Origin of the sequence: Phenylobacterium sp. 58.2.17 (assembly GCF_026411515.1) — a bacterium.
Taxonomy (GTDB): domain Bacteria; phylum Pseudomonadota; class Alphaproteobacteria; order Caulobacterales; family Caulobacteraceae; genus Phenylobacterium.
In genome coordinates this window covers 1-16,051 of the sequence record NZ_JAPMTQ010000043.1, presented here as the reverse complement: position 1 = coordinate 16,051, position 16,051 = coordinate 1, and the positions used below count along the sequence as shown (strand labels likewise).

The following is a 16,051-nucleotide window of genomic DNA, read 5'->3' as shown; positions in this document are numbered from 1 at the left end:
GACTAGATATCCTCGACGAAGACCACGCCCGGCGCGGTCTTCAGGGCGCCGCGCACCGACACGTCCAGACTGAAACGTCCCGGCAGCTTGAGCTCGATCTCGCGGCCGCGTTCGATGTTGGCGACCAGGATGATCTCCCCGCCGCGGGGATTGGCGACGTTCTCCAGCCGCTTCTTCAGCGCCTCGATCTCCGCGCTGCGCGGCGCGACGTGGACGCGCAGCCCAGCCACCGCGTTCTCCACAGCCTTATCCACAGGCTCGGCGTCGTCGCCGAAGAACCGCACCTCGCCGTCGCGGGCCTTGGCCCGGACCTTCAGCGCCACGGCCTTGCCAGGCTCCAGCAGGTCGCGGCACTTGCGCAGCGACTCCGGCGGGAATAGCACCTCGTATTCGCCGGTCGGGTCCGAGAGCGTGACGAAGGCGAACTTCTCGCCGCTCGACTGCGAGGCCCGTTCCTGCTTGCGGCGCACGACGCCGGCCATGCGGAACGCCTCGGCGCCCGCCTCGGCCTTGGGGATCACGTCGGCCAGCAGGTCCGTGCGGCGACGCCGCAGGGCGGTGACCATATCGTCCAGCGGGTGGCCTGACAGGTAGAAACCCACCGCCGCCAGCTCCTCATCCAGGCGCTGGACCGGGGTCCACGGCTCGGCCTTGGGAATGCGCGGCCGTTGCGCCTCGGCTTGGTCGCCGCCGAACAGCGACCCCTGCGAGGAGGCGCGGTCGGCGGCCATGCTCTGGCCGTGGCCGACCAGCACGTCGGCGGCCGCGACCAGCTGGGCGCGATCGGGATGGATGGAATCGAAGGCGCCGGCCCGCGCCAGGGTTTCGAAGGCCCGCTTATTGACCTGCTTGGGGTCTACGCGCTCGACGAAATCGAAGATGTCGCGGAACGGGCCGCCTTCCTTGCGGACCTCAACCACATGCTCCATGGCCTGCAGGCCGACATTGCGGATCCCGCCCAGAGCGTAGAGCACCTCGCCGTTCTCGACCTCGAAATCGGCGGCGCAGAGGTTCACGTCGGGGCTGCGGACCTTCACCCCGAACCGCTTGGCGTCCTGATAGAAGACCGCCAGCTTGTCGGTGTTGGAGATATCGAGGCTCATCGAGGCGGCGAAGAACTCGACCGGCGTGTTCGCCTTCAGCCAGGCCGTCTGGTACGAGACATAGGCGTAGGCCGCCGCGTGGCTCTTGTTGAAGCCGTAGCCCGCGAACTTATCCACCAGGTCGAAGATCGACCCGGCCTGCTCGGCCGGCACTCCCTTGGCCTCGGCGCCGGAGACGAACCTGGCCCGCTGCAGGTCCATCTCCTCCTTCTTCTTCTTGCCCATCGCCCGGCGCAGAAGGTCCGCTTCCCCGAGCGAGTAGCCGGCCAGGATCTGGGCGATCTGCATCACCTGTTCCTGGTAGACGATGATCCCGTAGGTCTCCTTCAGCACCGGCTCCAGGCTCGGGTGCATGTAGTCGATGGGCTTGCGGCCGAACTTGCAGTCGATGAAGGCCGGGATGTTGTCCATCGGGCCCGGCCGGTACAGCGACACGACGGCGGTGACGTCCTCCAGCGAGCCGGGGCGCAGCTGGCGCAGGGTGTCGCGCATCCCCTGCCCTTCGAGCTGGAACACTCCGACCGTGCCGCCGTTGGACATCACTTCGTAGGCCGGCGCGTCATCGACGCCGAGCGTTGCGAAGTCGACATGCTCGCCCCGCTTGCGCAGGAACTTCAGCGCCCGATCGATGACCGTCAGGGTCTTCAGGCCCAGGAAGTCGAATTTCACCAAGCCGGCGCTCTCGACCCACTTCATGTTGAACTGGGTGGCGGGCAGCTCCGAGCGCGGATCGCGATAGAGCGGAGTCAGCTGAGTCAGCGGCCGGTCACTGATCACCACGCCGGCGGCGTGGGTCGAGGCGTTGCGGTAGAGGCCTTCCAGCTGCAGCGCGGTCTCCAGCAGCTGCTTGACCGCCTCGTCGTCGTCCTTGGCCTGGCGCAGGCGTGGTTCGATCTCGATCGCCTTGGCCAGGGTCACCGGATTGGCGGGGTTGGCCGGCACCATCTTGGCCAGGCGGTCGACCAGGCCCAGCGGCAACTGCAGCACGCGGCCGACGTCCCGCAGCACCGCGCGCGCCTGCAGGGTGCCGAAGGTGATGATCTGCGCCACACGGTCGCGGCCGTAGTGCTTCTGGACGTAGCTGATGACCTCTTCGCGCCGCTCCTGGCAGAAGTCGATATCGAAGTCGGGCATCGACACCCGCTCCGGATTCAGGAAGCGCTCGAACAGCAGGCCATAGCGGAGCGGGTCGAGGTCGGTGATGGTCAGGGCGTAGGCGACCAGCGAGCCGGCCCCGGACCCCCGGCCCGGACCGACGGGAATATCGTGGGCCTTGGCCCATTTGATGAAGTCCGAAACGATCAGGAAGTAGCCGGGGAACCCCATCTGGGTGATGACCCCGATCTCCCGTTCCAGCCGCGCCTCGTACTCCTCCACCGGCAAGGCGTTGGCCTGACCGCCGGCGATCCGCGCCTTCAGCCCCTCGCGCGCCTGATGGGCCAGTTCGTCGGCCTCCGAGCGGCCGGCCCCGGTGTCGAAGCGTGGCAGGATCGGGTCGCGCTTCTTGACCATGAAGGCGCAGCGGCGGGCGATATCGAGGGTGTTGTCGCAGGCCTCCGGCAGGTCGGCGAACAGCGCCCGCATGTCGGCGCCCGACTTGAACCAATGCTCGGCTGTGACCCGCCGCCGCTCGTCCTGGCTGATGAAAGCGCCGTCGGCGATGCAGAGCAGCGCCTCGTGCGCCTCGTACATGGCCGGCTTGGCGAAATAGACGTCGTTGGTGGCGACCAGCGGCACGTCGTTGTCGTAGGCGAACGCCACCAGTTCACCCTCGGCGGCGGCCTGCGCCGGCAAGCCATGCCGTTGCAGCTCGACATAGAACCGGTCGCCGAACACCCGGGCCATCTCGGCCAGGGCGGCCTTGCCTTCCGGAACCTTGCCGGCGGCCAGCAGCGGATCGACCGGGCCGTCGACGCCGCCGGACAACAGGATCAGGCCCTCGGCGTGTTCGGCCACCTTCGACCAGGGGACCGAGACGTCCTCGCTGCCGTCGGCCTCCAGATAGCAGAGCGAGGAAAGCTCGCTGAGATTGAGATAGCCCTGCTCGCTCTGGACCAGCAGGACGATGGTCGGGATCTTGGCCCAGCGCTCGGTCTGCCCGCCGCCGATCCCGGTGACCGGCAGCGCGCAGCCGATGATCGGCTGGACGCCGGCGTCTTTACTGGTGACCGAAAATTCGAGCGCGCCGTAGAGGTTGGCCCGGTCGGCCAAGGCCACGGCCGGCATCTCCGCGGCCTTGGCCAGCCCGCTGACCTTGTCGGCCTTGATCGCGCCCTCGAGCAGCGAATAGGCCGAGCGAACCCGCAGGTGGACGAAACCCTCGTTCACCGCTTCGCTCACCGTTCACCTCCAGGGATCAGGCGGCCAACTGGGCCACCGCACACATCATCCAGACAAAGCCTGCGACCGACACAAAGGCCAGCGATTCCCGAGCCAAGCGAACCATCTGCGACGTCCTCACTGTGGATGTTCTGTTCTTGTTCTTATTTCCCGTTTTGTTCTCGTCGTCAAGCAGCTTAGTCTCGCCCTCGCACGGAGGCTCGAATGGATCAGCGACTGTCCCTCATCACCCTGGGCGTGGACGACCTCGCCCGCTCACGCGCCTTCTTCGAACGGGGCTTGGGCTGGAGCCCGAGCACGATCGCCGAGGGCGTGTGCTTCTACCAGCTGCCGGGCATCGGCCTGGCGCTGTTCGGCCGTGACGACCTAGCCGAGGACGCCCGCCGCCCGCTCGACGGCCGCTTCTCTGGCATTACCCTGGCGATCAACGAACGCTCCCGGCAGGAGGTCGACGCCACCTTCGCCCAGGCGCTCGCGGCCGGCGCAACGCCGCTCAAGCCCCCTGAAGAGGTGTTCTGGGGCGGCTACTCGGGCTACTTCGCCGATCTCGACGGCCATACCTGGGAGGTCGCGCACAATCCCGGTTGCACGATCCATGCGGAGGGCGCCACGACCTTCGCCGCAAGCTAAAGCGTTTGGGCTTCCAGGTGGCCGTCCTTCAAGGCCAGCACCCGGTCCATGTGCTTGGCGAGTTCGAGATTGTGGGTCGCCACCAGCGCCGCGACGCCTTCCTGGCGGGCCAGGGCGTAGAGGCTGTCGAACACGGCCGCCGAGGTTTGCGGATCGAGATTGCCGGTCGGCTCGTCGGCCAGCAGTAGTCTGGGCGAGTTGGCCAGCGCCCGGGCGATCGCCACACGCTGCTGCTCGCCGCCCGACATCTGCGCCGGCTGGTGGTCGACCCGTTCGGCCAGACCCAGGCTGGCCAGCAGGTCCCTCGCCCGCGCGCGCGCGGCCTTCCGCGAGCGACCGGCGATCATCTGCGGCAGGGCGACATTGTCGAGCGCAGTGAACTCGGCCAGCAGGTGGTGCGCCTGGTAGACGAAGCCGATGGTGGCCAGCCGCACCCGGGTCCGTTGGCGATCGCTGAGGTCCGAGCAGTCGCGCCCCTCGATGACGATGCGCCCGTCGTCGGGATGTTCCAGCAGGCCGGCTGCGTGCAGCAGCGAGGATTTGCCCGAGCCCGAGGGGCCGATCAGGCCGACGATCTCGCCCGGTCGCACGTCGAGGTCGGCGCCGTTGAGGACGGTCAGGGTCTTGTCGCCGCTCTTGTAGGTGCGGCGTAGGCCCCGGATCGAGAGCACGGGGTCACTCATAGCGAAGCGCCTCCACCGGATCGAGGCGCGAGGCCCGCCAGGCCGGCGGCAGGGTCGCCAGGAACGACATCGCCAGGGCCCAGAACGTAATGACCGAGACCTCCTGCCAGTCGATCTTCGCCGGGATGCGGGTCAGGAAGTAGATGTCCGAGCTGAACACCTCGGCGCCGGTGGCCCATTCCACGAACTGCTGGATCTCGCCGATGAAGATGCAGAACAGCGAGCCGATCAGCAGGCCGGCGATGGTGCCCAGCACCCCGACGGCGGCGCCGGACATGAAGAAGATGCGCAGGATCGAGCCCTGCCCCGCCCCCATGGTCCGCAGGATGGCGATGTCGCGCCCCTTGTTCTTCACCAGCATCACCAGGCCCGAGATGATGTTCATGGCCGCGATGGCGACCAGCATCATCAGGATCAGGCGCATGACGTTGCGCTCGACCTTCAGCGCGCCCCAATACGCCGAGTTCTTCTCCGTCCAGTCGGTGATCAGGGCCGACGAACCGGCCGCCTGCGCGACCGCGCCCTTCATGGCGATCGCCTTGTCGGGGTCGCTCAGCTTGATCTCCAGATAGTCGATGCCGTTGTCGCGGCCGAAGAACAGCTGCGACTGCTCCAGCGGCATGTAGATAAAGGCCTGGTCGTACTCGCTCATCCCGACCGTGAAGGTTCCTGCGACGGTGTAGGTCTTGCGCAGCGGCGTCGCGCCGAACGCCGTCGCCCCCCCGGTCGGCGAAATCAGGCTGAGCTCATCGCCCGGCCCCACGCCCAGCGCCTGTGCGAGCCTGTCCCCGACCATGATGTAGTCGCCGCCGTACTCGCCCTCGTCGAAGCCGGCCATCGACCCGCGGGTGATGTTGTCGGAGACGATCTTGGTGGCCTTCAGGTCCTTGGCCGTGATCCCGCGCACGATGGCGCCGCTGATCTGGCCGGCGCCCAGCGCCATGGCCTGGGCCTCGACGACCGGCGTCACCTGCACCACGCCCGGCAGGTCGGAGATCCGCTTGATCACCGCCTCCCGGTCAGGATCGGTCAGCACCCCGCCGGTCACGTAGAGATGCCCGCTGAAGCCGAGCATCCGCGACAGCAACTCGGCCCGGAAGCCGTTCATCACGCTCATCACGATGATCAGCACCGCCACCGCCAGCATGATGCCGATGAACGAGATGATCGAGATCAGCGCCACCCCGCCCTGGCTGCGCTTGGCGCGCAGATAGCGGGCCGCCACCGAGCGTTCCCATTGGCCGAACGGCGGCGCGCGCCCGTTCAGCGTCCCGTTGGTCGACGACGTGGTCACGCGGCGACCGCTCCGGCGGGCGAAGGTCTCGAAAGATGCATGCTGGGAAGATGTCCCGATCTTCTGCGGCCGTCACGGCCCGTTCGCCAGCTTTGCCATGTAAGCGGAGCGAAAAGAAGGCCGCCCGATGGCCGGGCGGCCTTCAAGTTGTCGGGGAAAACGCCACGGGAGACCTTTCGGCCGCCTGTGCCTGCGTCCAGCGGTAACCGAAGTTACATCGCCCTCCCCGCACCGACCGCTCGGGCGGCCGGGCAATCGCCGGTTCGCCCAAAACTTGGGCGGGTCGCTCAAGTCGACGCCTAATTCGCGCCCGCGCGTCAGCGCCAGCTGGCCGGCACCGGCGGCAGAGTGATCAGCTTGAAATGGATGATCAGGAACAGGATCACCCACAGGATCGTCGATACGATCGTGGTGGTGATGAACTTCTTCTTGAGCTTCGGATCGACCGGCGCGCCGGGATCGCCGCCGTCGCCCTTGTCGATCCCGGCCTCGGCATGGCTGGTCACGCCGATCGGCAGGACCGAGAACAGCACGGTCCACCAGATGGTGAAGTAGATCGCGATGCCGGTGAAGACAGTCATCAGTGCGCGTCCTTAGGGGATTCCATCAGCTCGACCAGCACCCCGCCCATGTTCTTCGGATGGACGAAGATCACCGGAGTGCCATGCGCGCCGATCCGCGGCTCGCCCGTCCCCAGCACCGTCGCCCCCTTGGCCCGCATGTCGTCGCGCGCGGCGATGATGTCGGGCACTTCGAAGCACACGTGGTGTTGGCCCCCCGCCGGGTTCTTCGCAAGGAACCCGACGAGCGGCGAATCGTCGCCGAGCGGCTCGATCAGCTCGATCTGGCTGTTGGGCAGGTCAACGAAGCAGACATAGACGCCCTGCTCCGGCATCGCCTTCGTCTCGGTGATGTGGGTCGCGCCGAGCACGTCGCGATAGAGCTTCACGGACTCGGCGATGGAGGGGGTCGCAACCCCGACGTGGTTCAGTCTTCCGATCATGACAGCCGTATAGACCTCTCCGGAGCGCCGCGCGAGATCACGCTACGGCGCCCTCATCTAGACCCGCAGGACCGTCGTCTCGACGACCGGACGCTTGCCCCAGATCCGCTGGCTCGCTTTCTTCACGGCGCGGGACATCACGGTCTCGACCTCTTCGTCGAACTCGCGTTGCTCGCCTTGCAGGCGGGCCAGGGCCTGGCGCGCTTCCTTGGCCAGGTCCTCGAGCACCTCGTCCATCGGATAGTCGTCGTCCGCCGGCAGGCCGAGCGCCCGCACCTGCGGCCCGGCGGCGACCTTGCCGCGGCCATCCAGCACGACGCTGACCGCCAGCACGCCGTTATAGGCGGCATGGCGGCGCTCGCGCAGGGCGTCGCCGTTCTCAGGCGTCAGCACACCAGCGTCGACATAGATGCGGCCGGCCGGCACTTCGTCGATGATCTCGGCGCGGCCGGGCGCCAGGCGCACCATGTCGCCGTTGCGCGGGGCAACCGATTGCGGGACCTGCAGGTCCTTGGCGAAGGCGGCATGCTCCAGCAGATGGCGGCGCTCTCCGTGGGTCGGCACCGCGATCTGCGGCCGCGCCCAGCTGTACATCTGCGCCAGTTCGTCGCGGCATGGGTGACCCGAGACGTGGATGCCCGGATGGTCGCGCTCGGTGTAGAGCCGCACGCCGCGGTCGGCGAGGCGGTTCTGCAGGTTGCGGATCGGGATCTCGTTGCCTGGAATGACCCGCGACGAGAACACGCAGGCGTCACCGGCCCCCAGCTTCACGTGCGGGTGCGAACCGTCGGCGATGCGCGACAGCGCCGCGCGCGGCTCGCCCTGGCTTCCGGTGCACAGGAACAGCACCTCGTTCTCCGGCATGGCCGCGGCCTGCTGCTCGGACAGGAACTCGCGCACGCCGTCCAGCAGACCGACGGACTTGGCCGCTGCCGCCATCCGGTGCATCGAGCGTCCGACCAGGCAGACGCCGCGGCCGGCCGCCTCAGCGGCGCGGATCACGCTGTCCATGCGCGCGACGTTCGAGGCGAAGCACGCCACCGCCACCTTGCCGGACAGCCCGCCGATCAGGCCGGCCAGCGCTTCCTTCACGTCGGCCTCGGAGCCGGACTCGCCGTCCACGAAGACGTTGGTGGAATCGCAAACCATGGCCAGGACGCCTTCGTCGCCCAGCTTCTGGATCGCCGCGTCGTCAGTGACCGCCCCCAGCACCGGGTCCGGATCGATCTTCCAGTCGCCAGTGTGCAGCACCGTGCCCAACGGCGTGCGGATCGCCAGACCGTTCGGCTCGGGGATCGAGTGGGTCAGGGTGATCAGCTCGACCTCGAACGGCCCCAGCTGGATCGTGCCGCTTAGCGGCACCTCGGTGATCTCCGCGTCCGCGCATTCCTCGTTCTCGCGCAGCTTCTCGCGCAGGAGGAAGGCGGTGAACGGCGTCGCATACAGCGGCGCGCGCAGTTGCGGCCATAGCCACGCCACGGCCCCGATGTGATCTTCGTGGGCGTGGGTCAGCACGATGCCGACGATGTTCTTGGCATAATCCCGGATGAATTCCGGGTCGGGCAGGATGATCTCCACGCCGGGCGTGGTCTGGTCGCCGAAGGTGACGCCCAAGTCGACCACGATCCATTTGCGCGCGTGCGCCGGACCATAGCCGTACAGATTGAAGTTCATGCCGATCTCGTTCGAGCCGCCGAGCGGCAGGAAGACGAGTTCGTCTTGGTCTTTTGCTTTCATTACGTCCTTGCCGCCGTGTTCCGGCGGTGAATTTCAAGTAGGCCCCGGATCGTCAGGTCCGGGTCAAAATGGTCGATGGCCGTGGTGGCGCCGTGGAACAGCGAGGCGACCCCGCCGGTGGCGATAACGGTCATCGGAGTCCCGCGTTCAGCCTTGATGCGGGCGATCAGGCCCTCGATCAGGGCGACATAGCCCCAGAACACGCCCGACTGCATGGCGCCGACCGTGTCGGTCCCGACCACGCGCTGGGGCTTCTGGATCGCCACACGCGGCAGTTTCGCCGCCGCCGAGTGCAACGCTTCCATAGATAGGTTGATGCCGGGCGCGATGACACCCCCCTCGAAACCGCCGTCCGCGGCGATCACGTCGAAGGTCGTAGCGGTCCCGGAGTCGATGACGATCAGATCCCCCGGATAGACGATGTGCGCGCCAAGCGCGTTGACCAGGCGGTCGGCGCCGGCTTCCGAAGGCTTGTCGATGCGCACCTCGATCCCGAGGTCGGCGTTCTCGCCGATCACAAGCGGTTCGACGTGCAGGTAGCGCCGGGCCAGGTTGCGCAGGTTGAAGATCGACTGCGGCACCACGCTCGAGATGATGCAGGCGTCCAGCACCCCGAACTGCAGCCCAGCCATGTGCAGCAGCTGCGAAAGCCAGACGGCGTACTCGTCAGCCGTGCGGCTGGAATCGGTGGCCGCCCGCCACTGGGCGATCCAGGCCTCGCCGTCGTGAACTGCGAACAGGGTGTTGGTGTTGCCTTGCTCGATCGCCAGCAGCATCGCTTACGCCTCTCCGAAGAAAACGTCCCCGGCGGTGATACGCAGCACCGCCCCGTCGTCCAACCGCAGCCGCAGCGCCCCGTCCAGGTCGAGACCTTCGGCGACGCCGGTGTGGGTCTGGTTGGGCAGGCGCGCCACGCACGGCTCGCCCAAGCCTTGGGCGACCTGCGTCCAACCGCGAGCGATGGGTGCAAAGCCCTCCGCCTGCCAGAGGGCGCGCCAATGCTCGAAGCGGGTCGCGAGCACCTCCAGCGCATCGCCCGGCGACGGCGGCGGCCCGGCCATGTGGTCGGCGAAGGCCGTCGCCGGCCGCTCCACGTCGCTCGGCGCATGCGCCAGGTTGATTCCGATGCCGACGGCCAGCCAGAGCCCGCCTTCCGGCCGGCTGCCCGACTCGACCAGTATCCCGACCGCCTTGCGGCCATGGACCATCACGTCGTTCGGCCACTTCAGGCGCGCCGCGCCCTCGCCCAGGCAGGTCTGAGCGAGGTCCGCCGCTGCCAGCGCCGCGACGAACGACAGCTGCGCCGCCTCGGCGGCGGTCTTGTCGGTGGTCAGCAGCAGCGTTGCGGCCAGATTGCCGGCGGAGGTGGTCCACGGCCGCCCCCGCCGACCGTGGCCGGCGGTCTGGCGCAGGGCGGTTATCCAGACCGGACCGCCGGCCCCCGCCTCGGCGCGCCTGCGCGCCTCGGCGTTGGTGGAGTCCAGTTCTTCGTAGGTTTCGATCGGGGGGTGGGCGCCCACCTAGGAGGCCAGCCCGAACGCGGCCGCCGCCGCCTTGGCGAGCGGGTCGAGGAAGATCAGCGCGCCCATGACCACCGGGAAGGTGAACAGCGCGGCGCTGATCGCCACCACCTGGGCCTCGCGCGGCAGCGCGTCGGTGCCGCTCGGGGCGTTGTCGAACCACATCACCTTGATCAGGCGCAGGTAGTAGAACGCCGCGATCACGCTGCCGACCAGGCCGAGCACGGCGGCGATCACGATCATCGGCTCGCCCACGCTCAGCGCCGCCTTGAAGACGTAGAACTTGGCCCAGAAGCCCGAGAACGGCGGCAGGCCGAGCGCCGACAGCGAGAACGCCGTCATCGCCAGGGCGATGCCCGGACGTTCCTTGAACAGGCCCGCCATGTCCGAGATCGTCTCCATCGGCCGCCCGTCGCGCGACAGCGCGGTGAGGCAGGCGAAGAAGCCGGTGACGTCGATCATGTAGAGGACCATGAACACCAGCATCGCTTGCATGCCCTCAGGCGTGCCGGCGGCCAGGCCGAGGACGGCGTAGCCGACGTTGGCGATCGAGGAGTAGGCCCACAGACGCTTCAGGTTCTGCTGCGCCAGGCCGGCCAGCGCGCCGACGAAGATCGACAGCAGCGCGATGACCACCAGCACCTGGCGCCATTGATCGACCGCGCCGGGGAAGCCTTCGGCCAGCACCCGGGCGAACAGCACCATGGCCGCCAGCTTCGGAGCACCGGCGAAGAAGGCCACGACCGGGGTCGGGGCGCCTTCGTAGACGTCCGGGGTCCACATGTGGAACGGCGCGGCGGAGACCTTGAACGCCAGGCCGCAGATTAGGAACACCAGGCCAAACAGCACGCCGGTGCCGGCGCCGCTCTGCACGACCGCAGCGATCTCGTCGAACCGGGTCGAACCGGCGAAGCCGTAGATCAGCGAGGCGCCGTAGAGCAGCAGGCCCGAGGACAGCGCGCCGAGCACGAAGTACTTCAGCCCGGCTTCCGACGCCTTGGCGTCTTCACGGTGCATGGCCGCCAGCACGTAGAGCGCCAGCGAGTGCAGCTCGACGCCCATGTACAGCGAAATCAGGTCGCCGGCCGAGGCCATCATGCCCATGCCGAGCGCGGCCAGCAGGATCAGGATCGGGAACTCGAAATTGCGGATCGCCTTGCGCTCGAACCATTTCTGGCCGAGCACGATGGCCACCGCGCTGGCCATATAGATCGCCACCTTGGCGAAGGCCGAAGCGTTGTCGGAGATCAGGCCGCCGGAGAACCCGCGGCCGATCGGGCCGACCGCGGCCGCCCAGGCCGCCACGATCAGCGCGCCGATCGAGGCGAGCATCAGGGCCGTAGTGGCGCGCGGCGCAAACGCGCCGATCACCAGCAGGCCGAGGGCGCCGATGGCCAGGATCAGTTCCGGCGCGGCGAGAGCGAGGTCTTGGGAAAAGGTCATGTGACTTTAGGTCCTCACCCGCCGATGGCCGCGCGGTAAACCGCGGCGAGATTGTCGACCGAGGCTTGGGTCAGATCGAAGACGGCGGCCGGATAGACGCCGAGGTACAGGGTCATAGCGATCAGCGGCGCGAAGATCGCCACCTCGCGCCAGTCGAGGTCGGTGATGTCAGCCAGGGCCGGGTTGGTGATCTCGCCGAACACCACGCGCTTGTAGAGGGTCAGCGCATAGACGGCCGAGAAGATCACGCCGGTCGCCGCGACGACCGCGGTCCAGGTGGAGATCTCGTAGACCCCGACCATGGTGGTGATTTCGCCGATGAAGCCCGAGGTGCCCGGCAGGCCGACATTGCCCATGGTAAACAGCAGGAAGGTCGCCGCGTACCAGGGCATACGGTTCACCAGGCCGCCATAGAAGGCGATCTCGCGGGTGTGCATGCGGTCGTAGACGACGCCGACGCAGAGGAAGAGCGCGCCCGAAATCACCCCGTGGCTCAGCATCTGGAAGATCGCACCCTGCACGCCGATGGCGTTGCCGGCGAAGATCCCCATGGTCACGAAGCCCATGTGAGCGACCGACGAGTAGGCGATCAGCTTCTTGATGTCGGTCTGACGGAAGGCGACCAGCGAGGTGTAGACGACGGCGATCACGCTGAGGGCGAAGACCAGCGGCGTGAACAGGTCCGAGGCCTGGGGGAACATCGGCAGCGAGAAGCGCAGGAAGCCGTAGCCGCCCATCTTCAGGAGGATGCCCGCCAGGATGACCGAACCGGCGGTCGGCGCCTCGACGTGGGCGTCGGGCAGCCAGGTGTGCACCGGCCACATCGGCATCTTCACCGCGAACGACGCGAAGAAGGCCAGCCACAGCCAGGTCTGCAGGTTCTGGTCGAACTTGTAGTTCATCAGCTCGGGGATCGAGGCGGTGCCCGCGACGCTGATCATGACCAGGATGGCCGCCAGCATCAGCACCGAGCCGAGCAGGGTGTAGAGGAAGAACTTGTAGGCCGCGTAGACCCGGTTCTTGCCGCCCCAGATGCCGATGATCAGGAACATCGGCACCAGGCCGAATTCGAAGAACAGATAGAACAGCACCAGGTCCAGCGCGCAGAACACGCCGATGACCAGGGTCTCAAGGATCAGGAACGCAGCCATGTAGGCCGGCACCCGCTTGTCGATCGAGAACCACGACGCCGCGATACAGATCGGCATCAGGAACGCGGTCAGCAGCACGAACAGGATCGAGATCCCGTCCACGCCCATGCGGTAGTGCAGGCCGGCGAACCAGGCGTGGTCTTCCACGAACTGGAAGCCCGCATTGGCCGGGTCGTACTGCATCACCAGCAGCACCGACAGTGCGAAGGTCGCCAGCGTGGTCACCAGGGTGATCCACTTCACCGCGCGGATGGTCTGCTCGTCCTCGTGCGAACGGAACAGGCGCAGCAGGATGATCGCCGCCACGCCGACCAGCGGCGTGAAGGTCGTCAGGGAGAGAATACCGGTCATGGGATCGCCCTCCCCCTTAAGCTTGCCAGGCCCACAGCGCGTAGGACAGCAGTCCCGCCACGCCGAGCAGCATTACGAACGCATAGTGATAGACATAGCCGGTCTGCAGCCGCCCGGCCCGACGGCCGAGGGTGTAGGACAGCGCCGAGACCCCGTTCGGCCCAAGGCCGTCGATGATCTTCTGGTCGCCGAACTTCCAGAACACGTCGCCCAGGAACTTGGTGGCCCGCACGAAGGTCGCCTCATAGATCTCGTCGAAGAACCACTTGTTGTAGAGGAAGGTCCACAAGGGGCCCTTCCGCGCCGCGATCGCCGCGCCGAGGCCTTCACGCATGATGTAGACGTAGTAGGCGGCGGCGAAGCCGATCGCCGAGACCGCCAGCGGCGCCCACTTCACCCAGGTCGGCACGTGGTGCGCGTGCTCCAGGACGTGGTTGTCCGCGCCGTTGAAGATCGCGCCGCGCCAGAACTCGGTCCAGCCCTCGCCGACGAAGTGGTCGACGAACACGAAGCCGGCCGCGACGGCGCCGAACGCCAGCAGCAGCAGCGGAACCAGCATGATCACCGGGCTCTCGTGCGGCTTGTGGTCGTGGCCATGACCGTGATCGTGGTCGGGCAGCGGCTCATCGTGGGTCTCGATCTGCGCCGAGGAGGCGTGATCGTCGTGGCCGTGACCGTGCGCATGGTCGTGCGCGTGATCGTCGTGATGACCCCACTTGGCGGTGCCGTGGAAGGTCATGAACGCCAGGCGCCACGAATAGAAGGCGGTCAGGCCGGCGGCGAAGATGCTGACCACGAAGGCGAAGTAGGCCACGCCGCCGTACAGCTGTCCGGCCGCGAAGGCGCTCTCGATGATGGTGTCCTTCGAGTAGAAGCCCGCGAAGCCCAGGTGCAGGTTCGGCAGACCGAAGCCCGTGATCGCCAGGGTGCCGATGGTCATCACCGCGTAGGTGACCGGCAGGTACTTCCACAGCGCGCCCATCTTCCGCATGTCCTGCTCGTGGTGCATGCCGTGGATCACCGAGCCGGCGCCAAGGAACAGCAGGGCCTTGAAGAAGGCGTGCGTGAACAGGTGGAACATCGCCGCCTGATAGGCGCCCACGCCGGCCGCAAAGAACATGTAGCCGAGCTGCGAACAGGTCGAATAGGCGATGACCCGCTTGATGTCGTTCTGCGCTAGGCCGACGGTCGCGGCGAACAGCGCCGTGACCGCGCCGATGATCGTGACGATCTGCTTGGCGTACGGCGCGTACTCGAACATCGGCGACAGCAGGCAGACCATGTAGACGCCGGCGGTGACCATGGTCGCAGCGTGGATCAGCGCCGACACCGGGGTCGGGCCTTCCATCGCGTCCGGAAGCCAGGTGTGCAGGAAGAACTGCGCCGACTTGCCCATCGCGCCGACGAACAGCAGGGCGCAGGCCAGGTCGACCGCGTGCCAGTAAGAGCCGGCGAACCACCATCCCTCGTTGGCCATGGACGGGATCTTCGGGAACAGTTCGGCGAACTGGATCGTGCCGAACATCCAGTAGACGGTCATGATGCCCAGCGCGAAGCCGAAGTCGCCGACCCGGTTGACCACGAAGGCCTTGATCGAGGCGGCGTTGGCGGTCGGCTTCTTGAACCAGAAGCCGATCAGCAGGTAGCTGGCCAGGCCCACGCCTTCCCAGCCGAAGAACAGCTGCATGAAGTCGGCCGCGGTGACCAGCGCCAGCATGGCGAAGGTGAACAGCGACAGGTACGCGAAGAACCGCGGCTTGCTGTCGTCCTCGGCCATGTAGCCCCACGAATAGACGTGGACCAGCGAGGAGACGCTGGTGACGACCACCAGCATGACCGCCGACAGGCCGTCGAGCCGGATCGACCAGTTCGACTGGAAGTCGCCGATGTTGATGAACGGCAGGAGCTTGATGGTGAAGGCTTCGAGCCCGCCCCAGGTCCACTGGCTGAAGATCGTCCAGGAGAGGACGGCCGACAGCAGCAGCAGGCCGGTGGTGATCGATTGCGACGCGACGTTGCCGATGCGGCGGCCGAACAGGCCGGCCACGATCGCGCCGACGAGCGGCGCGAAGACGACGGTGGTGATCAGAGACTGCGGTGTCATGTTCAGGTCCGTCAGCCCTTCATCATCGAGACGTCGTCGACGGAGATGTCGCCGCGATTACGGAAGAAGGTGACAAGGATGGCCAGGCCCACGGCGGCCTCGGCCGCCGCCACGGTGAGGACGAACATGGCGTAGATCTGCCCCACGACGTCGTGGAGGTAGACCGAGAACGCCACGAGATTGATGTTCACGGCGAGCAGGATCAGCTCGATCGACATCAGGATGACGATGATGTTCTTGCGGTTCACGAAGATCCCGAACACCCCGATGGTGAACAGGATCGCGGCCACCGCGAGATAGTGGGTGAGCCCGATCATTGGTCGATCCCCTGCCCCGGCTTGATCTGAACGACGCGCATGCCGGTCTTCGGCGTGCGGGCGACCTGGTCGACGATGACCTGGCGGCGCACGCCCGGCTTGTGGCGCAGGGTCAGCACGATGGCGCCGATCATGGCCACCAGCAGCACCAACCCAGCGGCTTGGAAGAAGTAGACATAGTCGGTGTAGAGCACCCGGCCGATCGTCTCGATGTTCGACACGTCGGCGTAGACCTGCGGCGTGTCGGCCTTCGGCTTGCCGCTCGTGGGCCCCGCCCTGGCCACCACCAACAAAACGATGACCACCACCCCCGCGCCCACGCCGCCCCCCCGCCCGTAGCGGGCGAACCCCACGCGGAGGGCGGCGTAATCAACG

Annotated in this window: 15 protein-coding genes; 1 reads left to right on the top strand and 14 read right to left on the bottom strand. The window is 67.2% G+C overall.

Annotated elements, in window-relative coordinates:
* Nucleotides 1-2: 2 nt before the first annotated feature.
* Together dnaE and sidA are read right to left on the bottom strand one after the other, a co-directional pair.
* Nucleotides 3-3,443, bottom strand: a complete 3,441-nt coding sequence (gene dnaE / locus OUA97_RS19350) for a DNA polymerase III subunit alpha (protein WP_267233672.1) — start codon at nucleotides 3,441-3,443, stop codon at nucleotides 3-5.
* A gap of 16 nt (nucleotides 3,444-3,459) precedes the next feature.
* A complete protein-coding gene (gene sidA, locus OUA97_RS23485; protein WP_082531887.1) occupies nucleotides 3,460-3,549 on the bottom strand; it encodes a cell division inhibitor SidA in 90 nt (29 codons plus the stop codon).
* Between the two features lie 98 nt (nucleotides 3,550-3,647).
* On the opposite strand from sidA, the gene OUA97_RS19345 reads away from it, so the two are divergent.
* A complete protein-coding gene (locus OUA97_RS19345; protein ID WP_267233671.1) occupies nucleotides 3,648-4,073 on the top strand; it encodes a VOC family protein in 426 nt (141 codons plus the stop codon).
* Here the strand turns inward: OUA97_RS19345 and OUA97_RS19340 are convergent.
* The 12 genes from OUA97_RS19340 to OUA97_RS19285 form a co-directional block, all read right to left on the bottom strand.
* Nucleotides 4,070-4,756, bottom strand: a complete 687-nt coding sequence (locus tag OUA97_RS19340) for an ABC transporter ATP-binding protein (RefSeq protein ID WP_267233670.1) — start codon at nucleotides 4,754-4,756, stop codon at nucleotides 4,070-4,072. The genes OUA97_RS19345 and OUA97_RS19340 overlap by 4 nt on opposite strands.
* Complete coding sequence (locus OUA97_RS19335) at nucleotides 4,749-6,050, bottom strand: lipoprotein-releasing ABC transporter permease subunit (RefSeq protein WP_267233669.1); 1,302 nt, start codon at nucleotides 6,048-6,050, stop codon at nucleotides 4,749-4,751. Before OUA97_RS19335 ends, OUA97_RS19340 begins: the two co-directional genes overlap by 8 nt.
* Nucleotides 6,051-6,367: 317 nt before the next feature.
* Entirely contained in the window at nucleotides 6,368-6,631 is a 264-nt protein-coding gene (locus tag OUA97_RS19330) for a DUF1467 family protein (RefSeq protein ID WP_267233668.1), read from the bottom strand.
* Nucleotides 6,631-7,053: a methylmalonyl-CoA epimerase gene (mce, locus tag OUA97_RS19325; protein ID WP_267233667.1), complete on the bottom strand. Its 423-nt coding sequence runs from the start codon at nucleotides 7,051-7,053 to the stop codon at nucleotides 6,631-6,633. The genes OUA97_RS19330 and mce overlap by 1 nt, the downstream gene beginning before the upstream one ends.
* A gap of 57 nt (nucleotides 7,054-7,110) precedes the next feature.
* Nucleotides 7,111-8,790, bottom strand: a complete 1,680-nt coding sequence (locus OUA97_RS19320; RefSeq protein ID WP_267233666.1) for a ribonuclease J — start codon at nucleotides 8,788-8,790, stop codon at nucleotides 7,111-7,113.
* Nucleotides 8,790-9,566: a type III pantothenate kinase gene (locus OUA97_RS19315; RefSeq protein ID WP_267233665.1), complete on the bottom strand. Its 777-nt coding sequence runs from the start codon at nucleotides 9,564-9,566 to the stop codon at nucleotides 8,790-8,792. Before OUA97_RS19315 ends, OUA97_RS19320 begins: the two co-directional genes overlap by 1 nt.
* A gap of 3 nt (nucleotides 9,567-9,569) precedes the next feature.
* Complete coding sequence (locus OUA97_RS19310) at nucleotides 9,570-10,310, bottom strand: biotin--[acetyl-CoA-carboxylase] ligase (protein WP_267233664.1); 741 nt, start codon at nucleotides 10,308-10,310, stop codon at nucleotides 9,570-9,572.
* Nucleotides 10,311-11,753, bottom strand: a complete 1,443-nt coding sequence (nuoN, locus tag OUA97_RS19305) for an NADH-quinone oxidoreductase subunit NuoN (protein WP_267233663.1) — start codon at nucleotides 11,751-11,753, stop codon at nucleotides 10,311-10,313.
* A 14-nt stretch (nucleotides 11,754-11,767) separates the two neighbouring features.
* On the bottom strand, nucleotides 11,768-13,255 hold the full coding sequence (locus tag OUA97_RS19300) for an NADH-quinone oxidoreductase subunit M (protein ID WP_267233662.1): 1,488 nt from the start codon (nucleotides 13,253-13,255) through the stop codon (nucleotides 11,768-11,770).
* A 16-nt stretch (nucleotides 13,256-13,271) separates the two neighbouring features.
* Nucleotides 13,272-15,359 (bottom strand): NADH-quinone oxidoreductase subunit L, encoded by a 2,088-nt coding sequence (nuoL, locus tag OUA97_RS19295; RefSeq protein WP_267233661.1) that lies wholly within the window; start codon nucleotides 15,357-15,359, stop codon nucleotides 13,272-13,274.
* Nucleotides 15,360-15,370: 11 nt separating this feature from the next.
* Complete coding sequence (gene nuoK, locus OUA97_RS19290) at nucleotides 15,371-15,676, bottom strand: NADH-quinone oxidoreductase subunit NuoK (protein ID WP_056018653.1); 306 nt, start codon at nucleotides 15,674-15,676, stop codon at nucleotides 15,371-15,373.
* A partial coding sequence (locus tag OUA97_RS19285; protein ID WP_267233660.1) for an NADH-quinone oxidoreductase subunit J occupies nucleotides 15,673-16,051 on the bottom strand: 379 nt, incomplete at its 5' end. The genes nuoK and OUA97_RS19285, both read right to left, overlap by 4 nt.